At 56.2% G+C, this 15,919-nt stretch carries 9 protein-coding genes; 4 read left to right on the top strand and 5 right to left on the bottom strand.

The genetic code is table 11. The features are described 5' to 3' along the window. Positions 1–110 precede the first annotated feature (110 nt). Positions 111–2,291: an alpha-amylase family glycosyl hydrolase gene (locus AAE514_RS12450; protein ID WP_347331871.1), complete on the top strand. Its 2,181-nt coding sequence runs from the start codon at positions 111–113 to the stop codon at positions 2,289–2,291. A 97-nt stretch (positions 2,292–2,388) separates the two neighbouring features. Here the strand turns inward: AAE514_RS12450 and AAE514_RS12445 are convergent, their stop codons facing one another. From AAE514_RS12445 to AAE514_RS12430, 4 genes are all read right to left on the bottom strand, one after another. After that, on the bottom strand, positions 2,389–3,180 hold the full coding sequence (locus AAE514_RS12445; RefSeq protein WP_347331870.1) for a PhzF family phenazine biosynthesis protein: 792 nt from the start codon (positions 3,178–3,180) through the stop codon (positions 2,389–2,391). A 2-nt stretch (positions 3,181–3,182) separates the two neighbouring features. After that, complete coding sequence (gene egtD, locus AAE514_RS12440; protein ID WP_347331869.1) at positions 3,183–4,139, bottom strand: L-histidine N(alpha)-methyltransferase; 957 nt, start codon at positions 4,137–4,139, stop codon at positions 3,183–3,185. Beyond that, positions 4,136–5,476 (bottom strand): ergothioneine biosynthesis protein EgtB, encoded by a 1,341-nt coding sequence (gene egtB / locus AAE514_RS12435; protein WP_347331868.1) that lies wholly within the window; start codon positions 5,474–5,476, stop codon positions 4,136–4,138. The genes egtD and egtB overlap by 4 nt, the downstream gene beginning before the upstream one ends. Before the next feature lie 237 nt (positions 5,477–5,713). After that, positions 5,714–10,102: a metallopeptidase domain-containing protein gene (locus AAE514_RS12430; protein WP_347331867.1), complete on the bottom strand. Its 4,389-nt coding sequence runs from the start codon at positions 10,100–10,102 to the stop codon at positions 5,714–5,716. Between the two features lie 500 nt (positions 10,103–10,602). Here AAE514_RS12430 and AAE514_RS12425 point away from each other — a divergent pair, with 500 nt between their 5' ends. From AAE514_RS12425 to AAE514_RS12415, 3 genes are all read left to right on the top strand, one after another. Continuing rightward, positions 10,603–11,988: a 2OG-Fe(II) oxygenase gene (locus AAE514_RS12425; protein ID WP_347331866.1), complete on the top strand. Its 1,386-nt coding sequence runs from the start codon at positions 10,603–10,605 to the stop codon at positions 11,986–11,988. A 91-nt stretch (positions 11,989–12,079) separates the two neighbouring features. Next, a complete protein-coding gene (locus tag AAE514_RS12420; RefSeq protein WP_347331865.1) occupies positions 12,080–14,092 on the top strand; it encodes a sulfotransferase family protein in 2,013 nt (670 codons plus the stop codon). A 662-nt stretch (positions 14,093–14,754) separates the two neighbouring features. Continuing rightward, positions 14,755–15,075 (top strand): hypothetical protein, encoded by a 321-nt coding sequence (locus AAE514_RS12415; RefSeq protein ID WP_347331864.1) that lies wholly within the window; start codon positions 14,755–14,757, stop codon positions 15,073–15,075. Here the strand turns inward: AAE514_RS12415 and AAE514_RS12410 are convergent. Then, positions 15,072–15,824, bottom strand: coding sequence for a hypothetical protein (locus AAE514_RS12410; RefSeq protein ID WP_347331863.1), 753 nt, complete (start codon positions 15,822–15,824; stop codon positions 15,072–15,074). The two genes, AAE514_RS12415 and AAE514_RS12410, sit on opposite strands and share 4 nt — an antisense overlap. Positions 15,825–15,919 lie beyond the last annotated feature (95 nt).

Raw genomic sequence — 15,919 nt, 5'->3', positions numbered from 1 at the left:
GCATACGTATTCATACCCATGCATACGTATGCAGCTCATTGCTCCCTATCATGCCCGCGCCTACTATCACTCTGAATAATTCTTAGATAGAACGTCCAGGAGTGATAATAATGACAACACCCCAAAACCATTGGTCTCGACTGATTGTTGCCGCTCTGATTTTAAGTGGTGGCTTGCTCGCCGGTTGCGGCGGCTCGTCGTCCGGTGATACACCACCGGTTGAAGACGACGTCGTTGATGACGGCAATAACGATGACGGTGGCAGTGATAACGACGACGATGCTGATGACGAAGCGGCACCTCTGAGCTGCAACAACCCCACCTACAACGAAGCCATGAACCTGAGAATTTATCAGGTAATGACAGAGTCCTTCATCAATGGCGATGCCAGTATCGGCCACGGTGTGGGTTACGGCACCAGTCATCATCGCGGTGATATTCAGGGCATCATAGAGAGCCTGGAGTACATCAAAGGTCTCGGCTTTAACGCCATCTGGCTGACTCCCATTTTTGACAGCGTGCCACTGGTGGATCAGAACCTGGCGGCGGATCGTCTGGACGCCACCGGTTACTACGCGAGCAATTACTTCGCCATTGATCCCGACTTTGGTTCCATGGAAAAAGCGCGCGAGTTGGTGGAAACCGCTCATGCCATGGGGCTTTATGTATTCTTCGATGGGGTGTTCGGACACTTTAAAAACAACGCCCACGCTTACGCCTCACCCGATGAACAGACATTGACTACCAGCGGCAACAGCGTGGCGGGTACCGGCCGACTGGCCGTTTACCCGGAGGACCTGGACTTCTTCAAGGAAGTGGCGACTTACTGGATTGAAGAGCTGAAAATCGACGGCTGGCGCTTGGACCAGGCCTACCAGGTGCCCCTGGACGCCTGGGTCGAGATTCGGGCCGCCGTTGAAGAGGCGTCGGCCTCGGTCACCTATACCAACGCCGCCGGTGACGAAGTCAACCCGCTGGGTTACATGGTGGCGGAAGTCTGGAAAGGGGAGGGCGACATCGCCGAGCAAGCCTACGGCCCCGAAGACAACCCCGCCCTGTGCTCCGCCTTCGACTTCCCCGTGCGGTACGCTCTGGTACAAGCGCTGGCGGTGGAGGAGATCGGTACCCGCAATGCCTCGGCGGCCCGCCTGAATACCGGCTTTGTGACGCACACTCAATACCCCGACCACGCTGTACCCAATGGTTTTATGGGCAACCACGACCTGGTGCGTTTTGGAGATCTACTGCAGCGGGGCGGTATCGCCGATCCGAGCGAAAACGGGTATTGGGCTCGTCACAAAGCGGCCTACAGCTTTATGGCCGCCTACTCCGGTCCCATTACCCTCTACTACGGTGAGGAGATCGGTGATGAAGTCGCTGGTTTTGCCGAGCCGGTGACGGCTGGCTGTGCCGATCAAGGGCTATGTGATGACCACGTAGCACGTAACAGCGGTAAGGTTGAAGGGCTGCCGTCGGGACTTGATAACGAAATATTCAGCACGAATGCCCAGCAGGCCGACCTGCGACAGTACCTCTCCGAATTGATGCATCTTCGGGCACAGGAACCGGCACTGTATCGCGGCGAACGCACCCCGATTGCGGTACCCTTGGAGTGGGTGACGGACCTCTATGTGACCCACAAGTCCCATGAGAGTGATGCCATCGTGTATCTGTTGAACGTAAGCGACGAACCAGTCACGGCGACCTTCGAGGCCTGCGCCCTGGGAAGTGCGGGCGATCTGACCGATCTGATGAGCGAGGAAACCGTCGGCGCTGTCGATGGCCTGTACACCTTCGAAGTGCCCGCCACCACCGGTCGCTTTCTCAAACTTCAGGAGCCCACCGAGGCCGGTCCCGGCTGTGGTGATGACGAAAACGACCCGGTCGGCGAAGGCCCGCTGGCCGCTTGCGACAACCCGGATGTGGCGGAGGTCGGCCCTTTGAATACCTCCATGTATATCCGCGGCAGCTATGTGGGTGGCAACAACTTCGGGGCCACGCCCATGAGCCGCAAGTTCGGATACAAGGGAGACAACCTGTACCAGGTCGTGGTCACCGAATCCCAGGACTCCCGCTACGGCTTCAAGTTCGCTGACAGCGACTGGAGCCACGAATTTGCCGTGGCCGGTAGCGCGGCGGTGCAACTGGGTATGGAGCAGCCCTTGGCGGTGGCTTCTGGCCCTGGTACCGAATCCACGATCAGTATTCCCGAGCCGGCGGACTATGTGTTCAGCTTTCAGCTCAACGAAACCCTCGATGGCGGTACCATGATGGTCAGTCAGTGCCCTTAAATGTGAATGCGCCTATTGGGTGATGTGGCGGGGCGCTTCGGTGCCCCCCTTTTTTAAAACCCGTATTCACTGTGCAGGAAGCCACATCAGTACACCTTTACACCGCCGTTACTCGCCCGTAAAGGCGTACAGTGGCTGCCCCCGGCGAGCCCCAAAATTCACCCCCCGATGTGGAACACTGGCGGGAGAACATCGCTTCCCGACACCCTTGTTGATACCAGTAATGCAACAGCTGGGTATTGGCGGAACCGGTGGCGCCTCCCTCCGGCTGGCCGTACTGGGGAGCAAAGTAGCGTAAAACGTAATGGTTGCGCTCCCGAGCGGTAAGGATTAGCGCTCGGCTGGAGGCGCTTGTGAGAGCGGATAAATCCGGCATGGCTGAGCGCACCGCCTTCTGTGAGGTAAGTTCCACAATCACATAGTCGCTCTCCCCGCCGCAAAGGGCGCCGCCTTGCACGGGGATGCCTACCAGGCGTTGCCAAAGGGATTCATCTGGCAGTGGCCGCTGCCCCAGGGGCGTGCTTTCGTAACCAAAGCCTTCCGCGTCTTTAAACACGTGAATGGTTTCCTGGGGCGTGCGCAGTGGCAGCGGCTGATGCGCGTGGTGGCCACAATGCTCGCTCAATACCCACGCTGCCGCCAGCGTCCCTGAACCACAGCGCAACACGGGATGGCCATGCGCAAAGAATTTGACCCCTCGCGGCCCATTGTGTTGGTTTGCCTCCAGCACCACCAGCGTATCACTGGTATGGCGGGATAATTCGAGGAAGGGAGCATCCTCCAGGTGTTCCCGCATAAACACCGAGTGAGCGGTGCCCAGCGCCCCGGTTCCGACGAAGGTGGCCACGCGATAGTCTGGCGTAACGGGGCTCCCTGGTTTGATCGTCATGCTTAGGCGCCGGTGACTCGCAGCAAATGCACGCTGAACAGGGCGTCCTCATCGGTCCAGCATCTGAGGGACTCATAGCCGGCGCGCCAACACAGCGCCTGAAACTCAGCAACGGAGTACTTATAAGAACTTTCGGTGTGGATGGTTTCTCCCACCTCGAACGGGAATGCCTCGCCGTCAATTTCGATATGCTGTGGTTGAGTGCTGACGAGGTGCATCTCAACGCGGCCGAGTCTGCCATTGTAAAAAGCGAGATGCTCAAAGGCACTCACGTTTACCACGGCATCGAGCTCGTCCCTCATCCGTTCCAGAACGTTGAGGTTGAACTGAGCGGTCACTTTCGCCGAGTCATTGTATGCGGAGGTCAGGGTTTGGTGGTCTTTTTTCAGATCGACACCAATCAGTAGCGTGCCTCCAGTGCCGAGCAGGGATTTGAAGTTACGCAGCAGGTCAATGGCTTCATCGGGCTCAAAGTTGCCAATGCTGGAACCCGGGAAGAAGCCGAGGCGCTGCCCTTTTGGTGTGTTTGCAAGCGTGATCGGCTCGCACAAATCCGCACACAGGCCATGCACCTCCAACCAAGGATAATCGTTGGAGAGCTTGTTGGTGGACTCGATCAAAAAATCCCGCGAAATATCCACCCCGATGTAGGTTTTTGGTCGCAGCCCCTCCAGTAGCACTCGTATTTTCTTGCTCGCGCCACAACCGAACTCCACCAACTCACACCCGGTGCCGGAAAGCTTGGCAATCTCCGCACGGTTGGCTCGTAGAATGCCAATTTCTGTTTCAGTGGGATAGTATTCCGGCTGTTGGCAAATTTGCTCGAACAGCTCAGAGCCCCGCTGATCGTAAAAATACTTGGGCGAAAGAGTTTTGGTCTCGAGTGATAGACCTTTGAGCACATCGGAGCGAAAACTGTCTTCTTTGGGCAAGTAGTCGTGAAATTGTGTGGCTTTCATTGACGGAGTCCCTCTGCGAGCCGAATGCCGGTGAACTGCCACCGATCCGGCGGATAGAAAAAGTTTCGGTAACTGGGCCGAATGTGCCCGGCGGGGGTAACGCAGGAGCCCCCGCGAAGCACCATTTGGTTGACCATAAACTTACCGTTGTACTCTCCCACCGCCCCTGCTTCCGGCTCGTAACCGGGGTAAGGGCTGTAGCTGCTGGCGGTCCACTCCCAGACATCCCCGAAGAGCGCGTTGCCTCGCGGCGCGGGCGCCGGATGAAGCCGACCGGATTCACGGAAGTTGCCTTCTATGGCAACGCCTTCGGCCGCCAGTTCCCATTCCGCTTCCGTGGGCAGGCGTTTGCCGCGGAAGCGGGCATAGGCGTCCGCCTCGTAAAAGCTGACATGGGTGACCGGTTCATCTTCATTCAGAAGGCGCTCTCCGGATAGGGTGAAGTGAAACCACTGGCCGTCCTGGTACCGCCAGTATAGCGGGTGCTGCCAGCCTTGGGCCTGTACCTGTGCAAAGCCATCCGAGAGCCAGTACTCCGGACGCTCATAGCCACCGGCTTCAATAAACTCCAGATACTCTCCATTGGTTACCGGTCGGGACGCCAACCGATAAGGCGCTACATACACTTTGTGCCGAGGGTGTTCGTTATCGAACGAGAAGCCTGAACCGGCATGCCCCATCTCACAAAGCCCGCCGGGGTAGGGCAGCCATTCCAGCGCAGGCGATGCGGTGACCTTAGATATGGCGCGCTGATAAGCAGGCTTGATCGGGTTCAGAGAGAAGCCGTATTTGAGGTCGGTAAGTAACAATTCCTGGTGCTGCTCTTCGTGATTACAGCCCAGCTCCAACAGTTTAGCCACCTTGGGCCAGTCTGCCTCCGGGCAGTCGTCAATCAGGGCGAGCATTGCGGTGTCGACTGAGGCCCGGTAGGCCATCACTTCATCCACGGTGGGCCGTGTCAGCAAACCCCGCATTGGTCGTGCGAACTGATCGCCCACCGAGTTGTAATAGGAATTGAACAGGTGCTGAAATTCGGGGTGGAAAGCCTGATAGCCGTTGTGCAGAGGAAGGAGAATAAAGGTTTCAAAAAACCAAGTGGTGTGCGCGAGGTGCCATTTGGGCGGGCTGGTTTCCTTGACCGCCTGCAGACAGAAGTCCTCAATCTCAAGCGGCTGACAAAGCTCGGCTGAAGCCGTCCTCACCTCACCGTACAAGCGCTTTAAAATGTCGCGCTGACGAGGTGGGTCGAGTAGCCTCCAGCCCTCTCTCTCCCGGCGCTCTATGGTCAGATGAGCCTGGCTTCCTTCGGATGTCGTTAATTCACTACCCCTGATCATGGCATATCCTCGGGTGTGTCACTGTTCTGTGCGATGAAAACCTTGTTTCCAATGCTATCACTCTTATTCCAGAAATCGCAAAATGAACGTTTATTGAAGCTGGGCCAATAATTAAGTTCGAAGTTGTCGATTTTGGCGCAAAATCTACTTCTGAAAGAGAACTCCATCAAACCGTCGACGGCATCGTCTCTAAAGACGATTAGGTGATCGCGCCTCCTTGCCCTTCAATCTCTGCGGTTATTCCAAAAGCGCCTGTTTGATATGAACGACCTTGGATACCGCCGAGCCCAGGCGGTCGGTCCGGTCGAACCAGGCCTGAGCGGTCATATTTTTGGACACCTCCACCACATCCTGAAGGGTGAAACTCCCGTCTGGCTGAATGACGGCCGTACGCCAAATGGGCTCCAATTCGGGTGCATCCGGCAGTAGCCGAATGCGGGCCGTCAATGGCATGGAATCGGCCAAGTCAATATAGGCATCGGTCTTTATGGAAAAGCGGCCATAGAGTTGAACCTGCGAGTTAAACCAGGACGTTCGTGTGATTTCAATGGCGGTCCGATGGCGCGGACGAATGTGGTAGAAGCAGCTTCCCCAAATTTCGTCGGCTTCCGCGCCTCTTCGCCATGTGCTCAGAAGAAAGCCGCTGTCGTTGTCGCAGCCTGGTCGAATAATGTCCTCATCCAGAGTGAGAGTGCAGTTGAACACCCGCGCTTGGCCCGGTGGAATGGTCTGCTCCCGGGGGCTGATCGTGAGCTTTGCCCCATGGGGGAGGTGGTCCGGCACCAGCGAGGCGACTTCGGGCTCACGCCTGTCGCTGTGGACCTGCATCGCAAAAGAGATGGGGGCGTAGGGCGAGCCGCTTAGCGCCTCGAAGTTAAAGACATTCTGTTGGGCGTTGTTGTTCTGCAGTTTCACGTCATCCGAGGCCAGCGCGACGGTATCGCCTGTGGCCGGGTCCACTTGGGTGGGAATGCTCCAGTCTATGATTTCCATGCGCATGCACTGGTGAGCATTGGTACTGCTGTCCACCGGCCAATCGAACGTGGCGATGTTGTTGTCGCCGGGAGCAATTTCAGCGATGGTCTGAGTGTCGCGCTCCGCCCACCGTCCATCGTCACCGGTGCCGGGAGGGTCGCAGACGAACCATCGAACTTTGACGTCCTCCGCACTGACGTTACCGGCGTTGTGAACACGAGCCACCATAAAGTGCCGCTCGGAACCACTGGCGGGAAAACGCACGGGCTCCCCTTGATCTATCGGTGTGCCTACGGGGTATTCGCGCGGAACATTGGGGTCGGGATTATCGCCGGGCCAATCTACCCAGATATCGGGGCTTTTCCAGCTGGGGACGTGGTCCTGGAAGTGCAAATCGATGTATTCGGCTTGTTCGCGCTCAACCCGCAAACGGTATATCGGTATGTTGCCACGGACCGAGCGGATTTCCGCTACCTCCGCAGTGCATCCTTTCACGGGGAATTCTGGCGCTGAGGCAAAGCTCCATTTGTCGTTCACATTGCGCAACTCCGTTCCGCTGTTCAACAAGTGAACTTTGCGACGGTAAAGCCCGTTTACCGCCCAGTGCCGATCAGAGGCGGGGTCGAGACCGTTGGTGGCGATGACGGTCGGTTCGTGGGTCAGGTTTTTCGAAAAGCTGGAGCCTTCCGCACGCAACTCCAGAAATGCGGTGACGCCACCGTCACTGCCGAGATTCAGCTTCATCAATTGACCGATGGGAACGGAGTCGCCAACTTCGCCGCGCACATCATCACCCAGGGCATCGTCCCAGTATTCGATGGGGACCAACCAGGCTTCTGTCACCGAGGTTTCCGAAGGGGAGGGTAGATCAACGAATATCGTCCGGTTGACCTCGGGGTCCGGCTCGTCCGGGATCCAGCCGAGGCTCCATTTGGACCAACCACAAAAGTGGTGGAAGTAATGGTTTCCCCCGCCCATCATTGCCCAAGGGTCCACATAAGCGACGTCGTCGCGAAAGCCGTTCTCTTCATAGAGGTCCGGAAGGTCGATGGCATGACCAATCTCATGGGCCATAACGCCAGCATGATGGGTCATTGCGGGGCTTCGGAAGTCGTTAAATTCTTGGCCAATAATCACTGAGGTATTCATCTGAACCGGCTCTTCCCCCGAGGGCGCGTTCTGGTCGGTGGCATAATGGCGTCGTGCGTACATGCGCTTTCGGTTAAACCCGGCTGGGGCGTCGCAGTCCCAGCGGTCCGCGGCAGGTATGCCGGGGTGTGGGGCGCCAACGTGGGCGATCATCATGACATCAAAGTTCTCAAACATACTTTCCGCAGCTGTTCGGCTCCAACTGCCGGTTGCCCGAAGATGATCCAGTGCGGCGGTGAACGTATCGTCGGCCAGCTCAATGGAGTCACGCAGCGTGTTCCTGTTATTGGGCCCGCTTTGGCTGCCGGGGTTGGGCGAGGCGGTATCCCAGCCGGTACCGGTCAGTGCACTGCTCGATACGACTTCCATGTCGGCTCTCTTGCCCCCGGTGTCCGCTGTCAGATTGATTCCAATGGTCACGGTCTGCGCACTACTGTCGTAATCGGTGGAGACCTGCGTATAAAAGTATTCCGTGTCACCGGCCGGGCCCTCTCCTGCGTCCGCCTGGGCGGCGCGCAGGCATTCGCGATGGTAATCGCTTACGCTCGACAGAGAATCCATCACGCCGGGAATGCTTGCGGCAGAGAGGCCGATGGCCGCCAGAGGTGCGGCCGGCATGCTTGGGCCCGACACCTCGATACGGCCTTTCTGTGTGGCCGCCGATGAGGAGGGCGCAATGCGGAGCTGACCTTGTAGTCGACCAAAAACAGAATCGTTGGAGGACGTTCGGATTCGCCGGAAAGATACGTCCTGGATCAGGGTAGGGCTGTCTGGCAATGCGCTCTCGGCATCGCGAATAGCATCAGTAACGAGCGTAGCGAGCTCGTCAAGGAAGTCGCCGATGTCACCTCCCTGGTTGACGGTCAGCGTCGTGGCGGGAAAGGACAGGTTGAGCCGGTGTGAATCCCCGGTTTGCGTTTCTACTGACAGTTCGAGTGTTTCGCTGCCGGTAAAGGAGAGGGTTACCGGAAAGTTTCCCAGAGTCGATGAGGTCCACAGGGCGGCGAAGGGGAGGTCGTAGGTATTGACTGCCCCGGCCCTTGGATTGGCCTGGATCTGCAGCGTTTCAGTACCGTCAAATAACACGGGGTCGGTCCACTGTGCCGGCATGACAGCCTCAAGGCCACCCGGGCGAAAGTTGTCGTACCAGTAATCGGCCTGGGGTCGGGGAAGTACCAGCGGCTTTCGGCGTCCCCCAATGTGGTGACCGAAAACGACGAAGTCGATGGATAGCTCGCCGTAACTGCACTCGTCGTAGTAACTGTCGACCGTCGAAAAAATTTTGGCGGAAACTTGATCGATCAGTTCGGTCATATCGTCGTCGCCGTACGTCTGCCCCGAATCAATCACGGGAAAAAGGCCGATTTTCAGTGTCGGATTAACCGCCGCACGTGGGTTTCGTTTTCCCCAATAGGTGACGCTCGGTAGAGCGGGGCGCAGTGCCTCCTTCCAAATGTCGGGTCGCTGACGGTTGTGCTCGAACACGTAGTCGTCGAGGCGCCAAGTCTCGACCTGATGTTTTTCCGCCAGATGTACCAGAATGTTTTGGGTATGGCTCTGACCGGCTTGAACTTCCGCCCCCGCGCGACTGATACGGCGTTCGAAGTGGATGTTTAAGTTTCGGTCAAGAACCGCCATGCGCGTGCCGCCTTTGCTGACAGCGAGTAAATGTGAACCGTTGCGATAGAGTCGGTGCGGGGTGAAACCCAGTTGCGCGGAATGGCGTGTTTCGCAATCGTCCGGTGGCTCATCTTCGGACCGGTCTCCCTCGTCTTTATCGTTCACGCCGCAACAGTCGCAGCCACAGCGTTCAAGCACCGCCCGAAGCACATGGCAGTCTCCTTCAACCGGGCTGGCGTGCTTGTCGGTGATGGTCGGCAGGGCCATACGCAAGTCGGCCTTTTCAAGTCGGCCCCCTTTTTGGGCGAGCAGCACACGGGAGCCATCCAGTACCGTGGTAGCGCTCACCCGACCCATGTCGAACCGTTGCAACGCCGCTTCTCCGCGGGCGCTGTCGGGCTCAAGCAGTAATACGACCTGCTCGCCCTTTTGGCGGCCCAGAAGAATGTCATGCTCAGTCGGGTCAAGCGCCGTAATGTCAGAATCCAGATTCCATGCCCCAAGGTACTGGGGCTGCCCTGATCGACGCTCGACTGACCACAGCTCGTAATCGCCTCGCCTCTTTTGTGTTTGCAGGATCAATTGCCGGCGAAGTACGACAACATGGCGAATGGGTGCCTTTATCGTGTGTCCGATGGGCGTCAGGCGAGGTTGTGGGAATAGATTGTTTGAGTGTGGGGTGTCGTCATTTCTGGCGCCAAATTCAATCGCCCAGACTTTGCCGGTGGTGTCCACGCCGTAGAGCGTGTAGGGCAGGCGCGAGTCACTCGGCCAGAGTTTGGTGATTTCGGTGTCCAACGTGGCTTTCAGAATGGAAGGGTATTTGCTGTCCAGAGCGTGAAATTCAGAGACAACCACCGCTCGCCCCGTAACATGCGCCACTAGTTCGTCGTCCAATCCAAACAACGCGAAGGCTTCGTGGGATTTTTCTTTAGAATTGTCGTCTGAGTCTTCTTTTGAAGGAGTCGTCGAACACAGCCCTGCACCCTGAGCGTCGCGATCTGTGAGAAACGATTGGTATCCTGCTTGAATGGATGGTTGGCGTGATGTTTTATGTGTTGTCATCTTAAGCCTCCTTGAGGTCTGGATTGGGAACCGTATGGAAGGCACCTGAGTGCCAACTGGCACGATAAGCAAAACTCAGTGGGGAACACGTTGTCACGCTAACTAAAAAGTAACGGGAGTCGTACGTCAAAAGTTGCCTTTGTCCACGACTTTAATTGCCAGATAAAAGAATTCGGAGGTAGCGTTCACGGATACTGTTAACTGTAAACCACTTTACGATTTTCTCCAGTTGACAGGGTGTATTCTACGGCTACGATGTAAGTGAATTGACAATCAATCGATATTTTTTTCATCACCAAAAAGTGGAGGGAAGTCACGTGAATAATGATTTGTGCGAAAATGTTGAGCCTAGTGACTCTGGCTTTCACGAAAAGAATAACCTTTCAACACGCATTGACGCTTTCGAGGAGTTGAACCCGGTCAACGAAGCCGCTCTTCGAAGCTTTTTCCGAGAGTTGGGGTTACCGGGGTACGTGGATGAAGTGCTCAAACCCACTCTGAGCATGGGTGACGCCCAAGTCTACGTGGCGGTTCGAGACCGACCTTGGCCACCATGGGGCCTAGGCGCACGCCAATTCAGTGCCGTGTGCCTGATACATACGGTCGAGCCGGACTCCTGGACGCTCAGCCCGGTGTTCGTCAATGATGAAGATAATACCAACGTTGGGCTAATGGCGGCGCTGTTCAAGGAGATCCTTGAGGCGATCGCCGTCAGTGAAACGGCGGAGGTCTGCTATTTGGCCGCAGAGGACTCGTTGCTCATTGATCATATTTTTCAATCGTATGGCTTTGAGCGCGAGGATGATGTGTTTCTGACGGAGAAGAAGCGCTACTTTACTTATCGAGCCAACCCGAAAAAGCTGCTCGAGTCTCTAAGGCTTTCGGAACGGTCTCTTCCCGAGTTGTTGTCCGGAAAATTTTCAAAAGAAGCGCTGTATGCCAATGCGCTCTATCATCAAAGCGTTTACCAGGCGGCGATACCGGAGTTGCGTTCGCCCCACGTTATTCCTGAGATTATCGGCTTGGCGAGAGGGGGGCATGCCGCTAAGCCCGCGGGGCATCCCGGCGGTACGGGAACCGGGGCTGTGGCCTTTCCAGAATCCGGGCGGCGCTTCGCTTATGTCTCCTTGGGCAACTTCCTCGATTTTGAGCTTGATAAGATGCTTGATTTTGTACAGTCACAGCGGGAGAAGTTCCGGACAGCGACCGTCGTGGACCCGGAGACCAACAGGCCTGTGGTGAATCAGGACATGCGCCGCGCAATGACCCTGAACGAACTGGGCGAACTTGAGAAGCCGTTTGTGGAACAGTTGAAAGGTGCTCTACCTGGTGCACTAAAAAAGATGGAACTGGAAGGCTTTCCCATAGGAGATATCGAGCTTCAGTTATCTGCCTCGGGTGATGGGGACTATTATCGCATGCACACTGATACGGATGAGCACTCCACGCGGAAGTTATCCTTTGTATATTTCTTCCATTCTGAACCAAAACGGTTTTATGGGGGAGAATTGCGTCTTTTTGACAACCGAAACGTTGAAGGAAAAGCCCATGCGGAGTGTTCGCAACTGGTAACACCAAGGCAGAACACTTTGGTCATATTCCCCAGTGATATGCCCCATGAACTGTTGCCGGTACGTGTTCCGTCAAAAGAGTTTGCCGACAGCCGATTTACGTTGAACGGATGGGTCCACGAAGCCCGATAACGTAATGAGAAATCGTAAGCTCTTTTACCTTGATGCATTCAAAAAAACGCGTGCGGGTTACTCGGCGTGGCTGCCGATAAAGCGCTGCGCCATGCAGCCGCCGCCATCCATTACGGGCTTGCAGGCACGTTATTTTCGCGCCTCCCGGAACTCAGTCAGGGCTCGGTACCTGTTTGACTCGGAAGAAGGGCGGGATGAGTTTCGTGGCGGGGCGCTGTCGCTGGATCCCGCGGCGGAGAGCCTGATGTTCTCGGAAGGCTCGGCGGCTGTGGCGTATGAAGCCGGAAGCCTGCCGATTGAAGAGGTTTCCTTTGATCGGCCAGTCTTCATCCTCGCGGCGCCGCGTTCGGGTAGCACGCTTCTTTTCGACCTGTTGTCGCAAAGCCCCAGCTTATGGTCACTGGGGTGTGAAACGCAGTACATTTTTGAAGGACTTAGCTCCCTTCATTTGGCGAACAAAAACTTTCAGTCTCAAGTGCTTGAGGCGCAAGACGCCGATTCCGACACGGTTGATGCTCTGCGAGCCGGCATCTGGCTTGACTGCCAACCGACGCCCAGTCGGGGCCCGCGCGAGGAGTCTCTGAGGCCTCGTGCTTCGGGGTTGCGTTATATCGATAAGACTATTGAGAATGCCTTGCGAGTGCCGTTTCTTCTGAAGGCGTTTCCTGATGCGCTATTTATCTACCTGCACAGGGACCTTAGGCCCAATATCTCCTCCATTGTTGAAGCCTGGAACCGGCCGGGCTTCACATCCCTTCCGGGGCTGCCAGGGTGGGATAGAAAAGACTGGAGCTTTCTTTTACCCGAACATTGGGAAAAGTACAACGGGAGGACACTCACAGAGATCGCAGGTTTTCAGTGGGGTAGCGCGAACGAGGCGATTCTTGACGCCTTGGATACCCTGCCCAAGGATAGATGGACGTCGATTTCCTATGAAAACCTGTTGGCTGACCCCCAGGGGCAGGTAGCGCGCTTGTGCCGGTTTATGGACGTAGACCCGGGTACCCGCCTGCGAGCTACTTCCGATGCGTCTCTACCCCTTGCCGATACGACTGTTTCCTATCCCTCGCCACTCAAATGGAAGACGAATGAACAGTTTTACCCGAAGTTGATTAGGGGGCTGCAGCCTTTGGCGGGTCGGATCCGTTACCTTCACCAGGGGGCGGCGCCGGATATGAAACGGTCGGAAAATCATACTGAGGTCAGATTCTCCTGTTTTTTGGATTCTGTTGAAGAGGCAGAGCCCCAAGGGGACGAGGTGGTTAACCCCTCACTGTTGTTGCAGCCGGGAAACTCACCGCCTCTGACGCTATTAAGAAAAGTTCGCAACCGAGAACGGTTCGTTCAGGACTTCCCCCTGCTGTGGGTTGAAGACCCCGCCACCCGTGTATGGAGCCCGGTTTGGCTTGAGCGGTCGGACTACTTTGCCGTGACCAGGCTGAGGCCTGGCGGTACTGAGCCCTCATTGGGCCCCGCCATGCGCAGAAAGCTATGCGGTTCCGCAGTGCTGGTCCGAGCGCAGGAGTACCGGTCGCGTGAGCATTACGGAAAGCGCCTCGCAGATGAAGCCGCCATTGATCTCCAGAGGACGGGTGTCTGTAAGTTGAATGATGTACTTCGCGACCCTCTTCGTCAGGCTCTGTCTGACTACTATAAAAAGATGATAGCCTCGGGCGATTGGCCGCTCGGCGACGCTCAGGTCGAGCGGCGATACGCTTGGCACAATGAACGTACCGCACAGTTCCTGCATCAGCAGCTTTCCGAGTTCGTTTCCAGAGTGGCGGGCGTTGCGCTGAAACCGACCTACTCGATCTGTTCGGCCTACGAAGGCAGTGCGGAACTGGATGCTCACCTTGATCGGGAGCAGTGCGACTATACCTTCTCCTTGCTGGTCGATGAGCAGCGTCCCGAGCATGGCAAGGCCTGGCCGCTTTGGTTTCTCACCCCGCAGGGAAAACGATCGGTCGAGTTTGGCTGTGGTGATGGGGTTCTGTTTCGTGGCTGCGAGATTCCGCATTGGCGCGAGTCCGCCAGCTCTGAACATCGGCAGTTAAATCTGTTGTTTCATTTTGTTCGTGCTGATTGGGCGGGTGTTAGGGATTAGCTTATAGTGCCAGCTCTGGGCGAAGCAGAGAGTGTTAGGTGATTGTCATCAAGGCCCTCGATAGGAGTAAAATAGGTAAAATGGATGAGATTCCCAGGGGTAAATGGCCCTTTCAAGTCATCTATGATCGTTCAAAGCAGGTGACGCCTTGGGTAATATTACACGCGCCGATTCAGTCGGAGGAGAGAATTGACTTGTTTTGCCGTTATCGGCGCGCGGGTTGCCGGTTTGTGGGAATGACAAGTTTTATGGACTTTCCCGCCAACTGCTGTGATGGTGCCGTAGACTATGGTGCGGTCTGCGAGGCCTGGGCACATTGCTTTCGCCAGCCTGAACAATATATACCGAGGGGGGTCCCGCACGCCCTAGTGTCATTGTCGGACTTTACGGACTCTTCGTTGATAAGTCCGTTTCGCTTCAATGCGGAGCCGGGGGAGGAAGTCTTTGATTTTGCTTACATCGGGGCACAAGAGCCTTGGAAGCAAAGAGCGAAGAACTGGCCGATGGCGAAGGCTTGTATCGAAAGTTTTACTCGCCAGCTGGGTTTACGGGGCGTCGTTGTAGGCGGGGCCCCCAAGAGGTGGACGCCGCCTCAAGGGGTGACAACAAAGTCCTGGCTGCCTTATGAGCGGTTTCTGGGGCTGCTGTCCAGGTGCAGGTTCTTGTTTGTACCGAACGTTGCCGATGCCTCGCCCAGAATCATTGCCGAGGCGCTTTGCCTGGATGTACCCATCCTCATGAATGAGAATATCCTCGGTGGTTGGAAATACATCACCGCTATGTCCGGGCGTTTTTTCTCGGGTGAGCACGATGTGTTGCCGTGTGCGGAAGAGATAATGTCAAAGCGGTTTCATCCTAGGCTCGCTTACATGAATAGCTTTGGCCCCCGTAGAGCTGAACAGGCGTTGGCGGGGTTGTTGAAAACCTTGGACCCCGGCATAGAAGAGCGGCGCCCGTTGCAAATTGAGCCCTCGGCGAGCTAAGTTGGTCTGTACCGAGCCGGGTTGGCGCCCGGGGAAAGGTTTACCACTAACCGGCTCGGCCCATCCGAGGGTGAGCTGTGAATCCAAGCTTGATCGGTTGGGTGATCCGATCCATGCCGGTCGGCGTTGATATGCTTAAAGAATGCCGTGGTTCCCGGCTCGACGTGATTGATGGTCGCATAGGGCAGGCAGAATTCGGTTAAGTTTTCGCAAGGTGAGTGGCCCTGGTCAGGGAGCTGTAAGCGCCGATGGTTTTCATGGCGTTGAAGGTGGCGATAGAAAAGATCCATTGAGCGGACGTCCTTCGGGCTCACCCAAAGCGTCCCCGTTCCATTGTAGACTTTAATAGCCCCCCACGTCGGGGCTCCTGGCGGTACGGTATCGACGTGAAACCCGCAGCGCGTCGTTGGGCGTTCGGTAAAAATGCGCAGTCGAAACCACTTGGTTGGATTTATGGTGTCAACTTGTTGCGCGACATACAGTATATCCGATAAGAGTGCGTCTCTTGTCTCCTTAGAAATTGGCGAACTTGGAAGATTGAATTCCAGCCAGTTTGCGAGAGTCGGGAGCTCTACGTCAAAGACATCGTACCTGGGGATAATAAAACGCTCGGACTCAATCGCTTGAGTGAGTTCTTCTTCGGGAACGACAAGAGGGTGGTGGCGAAACATGGCAACCGGATCGCAGCGGTTCTCGCCAGACCAGACATCCACCGCGTGAGCCGCTCTTTCGTCATTGCTCTTCGACATATGCCGCCTCCCTTTTATACCATGGCGCATAGGCAGTTAATAGTGAATGTTTGTCGACCGAACGAAGTGGCTTTTGGTTTTAATTAAATATAAGC

Source organism: Marinimicrobium locisalis (genome assembly GCF_039822625.1).
Taxonomy (GTDB): domain Bacteria; phylum Pseudomonadota; class Gammaproteobacteria; order Pseudomonadales; family Cellvibrionaceae; genus Marinimicrobium; species Marinimicrobium locisalis.
Note: the sequence above shows the minus strand (reverse complement) of the source record. Positions and strands in the feature narration are given on the sequence as shown.

What these genes read in the sequence shown, in the direction of transcription:
- egtB (WP_347331868.1), bottom strand. Translation starts at nt 5,476, where the DNA reads ATGATCAGGGGTAGTGAATTAACGACATCCGAAGGAAGCCAGGCTCAT.
- AAE514_RS12420 (WP_347331865.1), top strand. Translation starts at nt 12,080, where the DNA reads ATGCAGCCGCCGCCATCCATTACGGGCTTGCAGGCACGTTATTTTCGC.
- AAE514_RS12410 (WP_347331863.1), bottom strand. Translation starts at nt 15,824, where the DNA reads ATGTCGAAGAGCAATGACGAAAGAGCGGCTCACGCGGTGGATGTCTGG.
- egtD (WP_347331869.1), bottom strand. Translation starts at nt 4,139, where the DNA reads ATGAAAGCCACACAATTTCACGACTACTTGCCCAAAGAAGACAGTTTT.
- AAE514_RS12445 (WP_347331870.1), bottom strand. Translation starts at nt 3,180, where the DNA reads ATGACGATCAAACCAGGGAGCCCCGTTACGCCAGACTATCGCGTGGCC.
- AAE514_RS12450 (WP_347331871.1), top strand. Translation starts at nt 111, where the DNA reads ATGACAACACCCCAAAACCATTGGTCTCGACTGATTGTTGCCGCTCTG.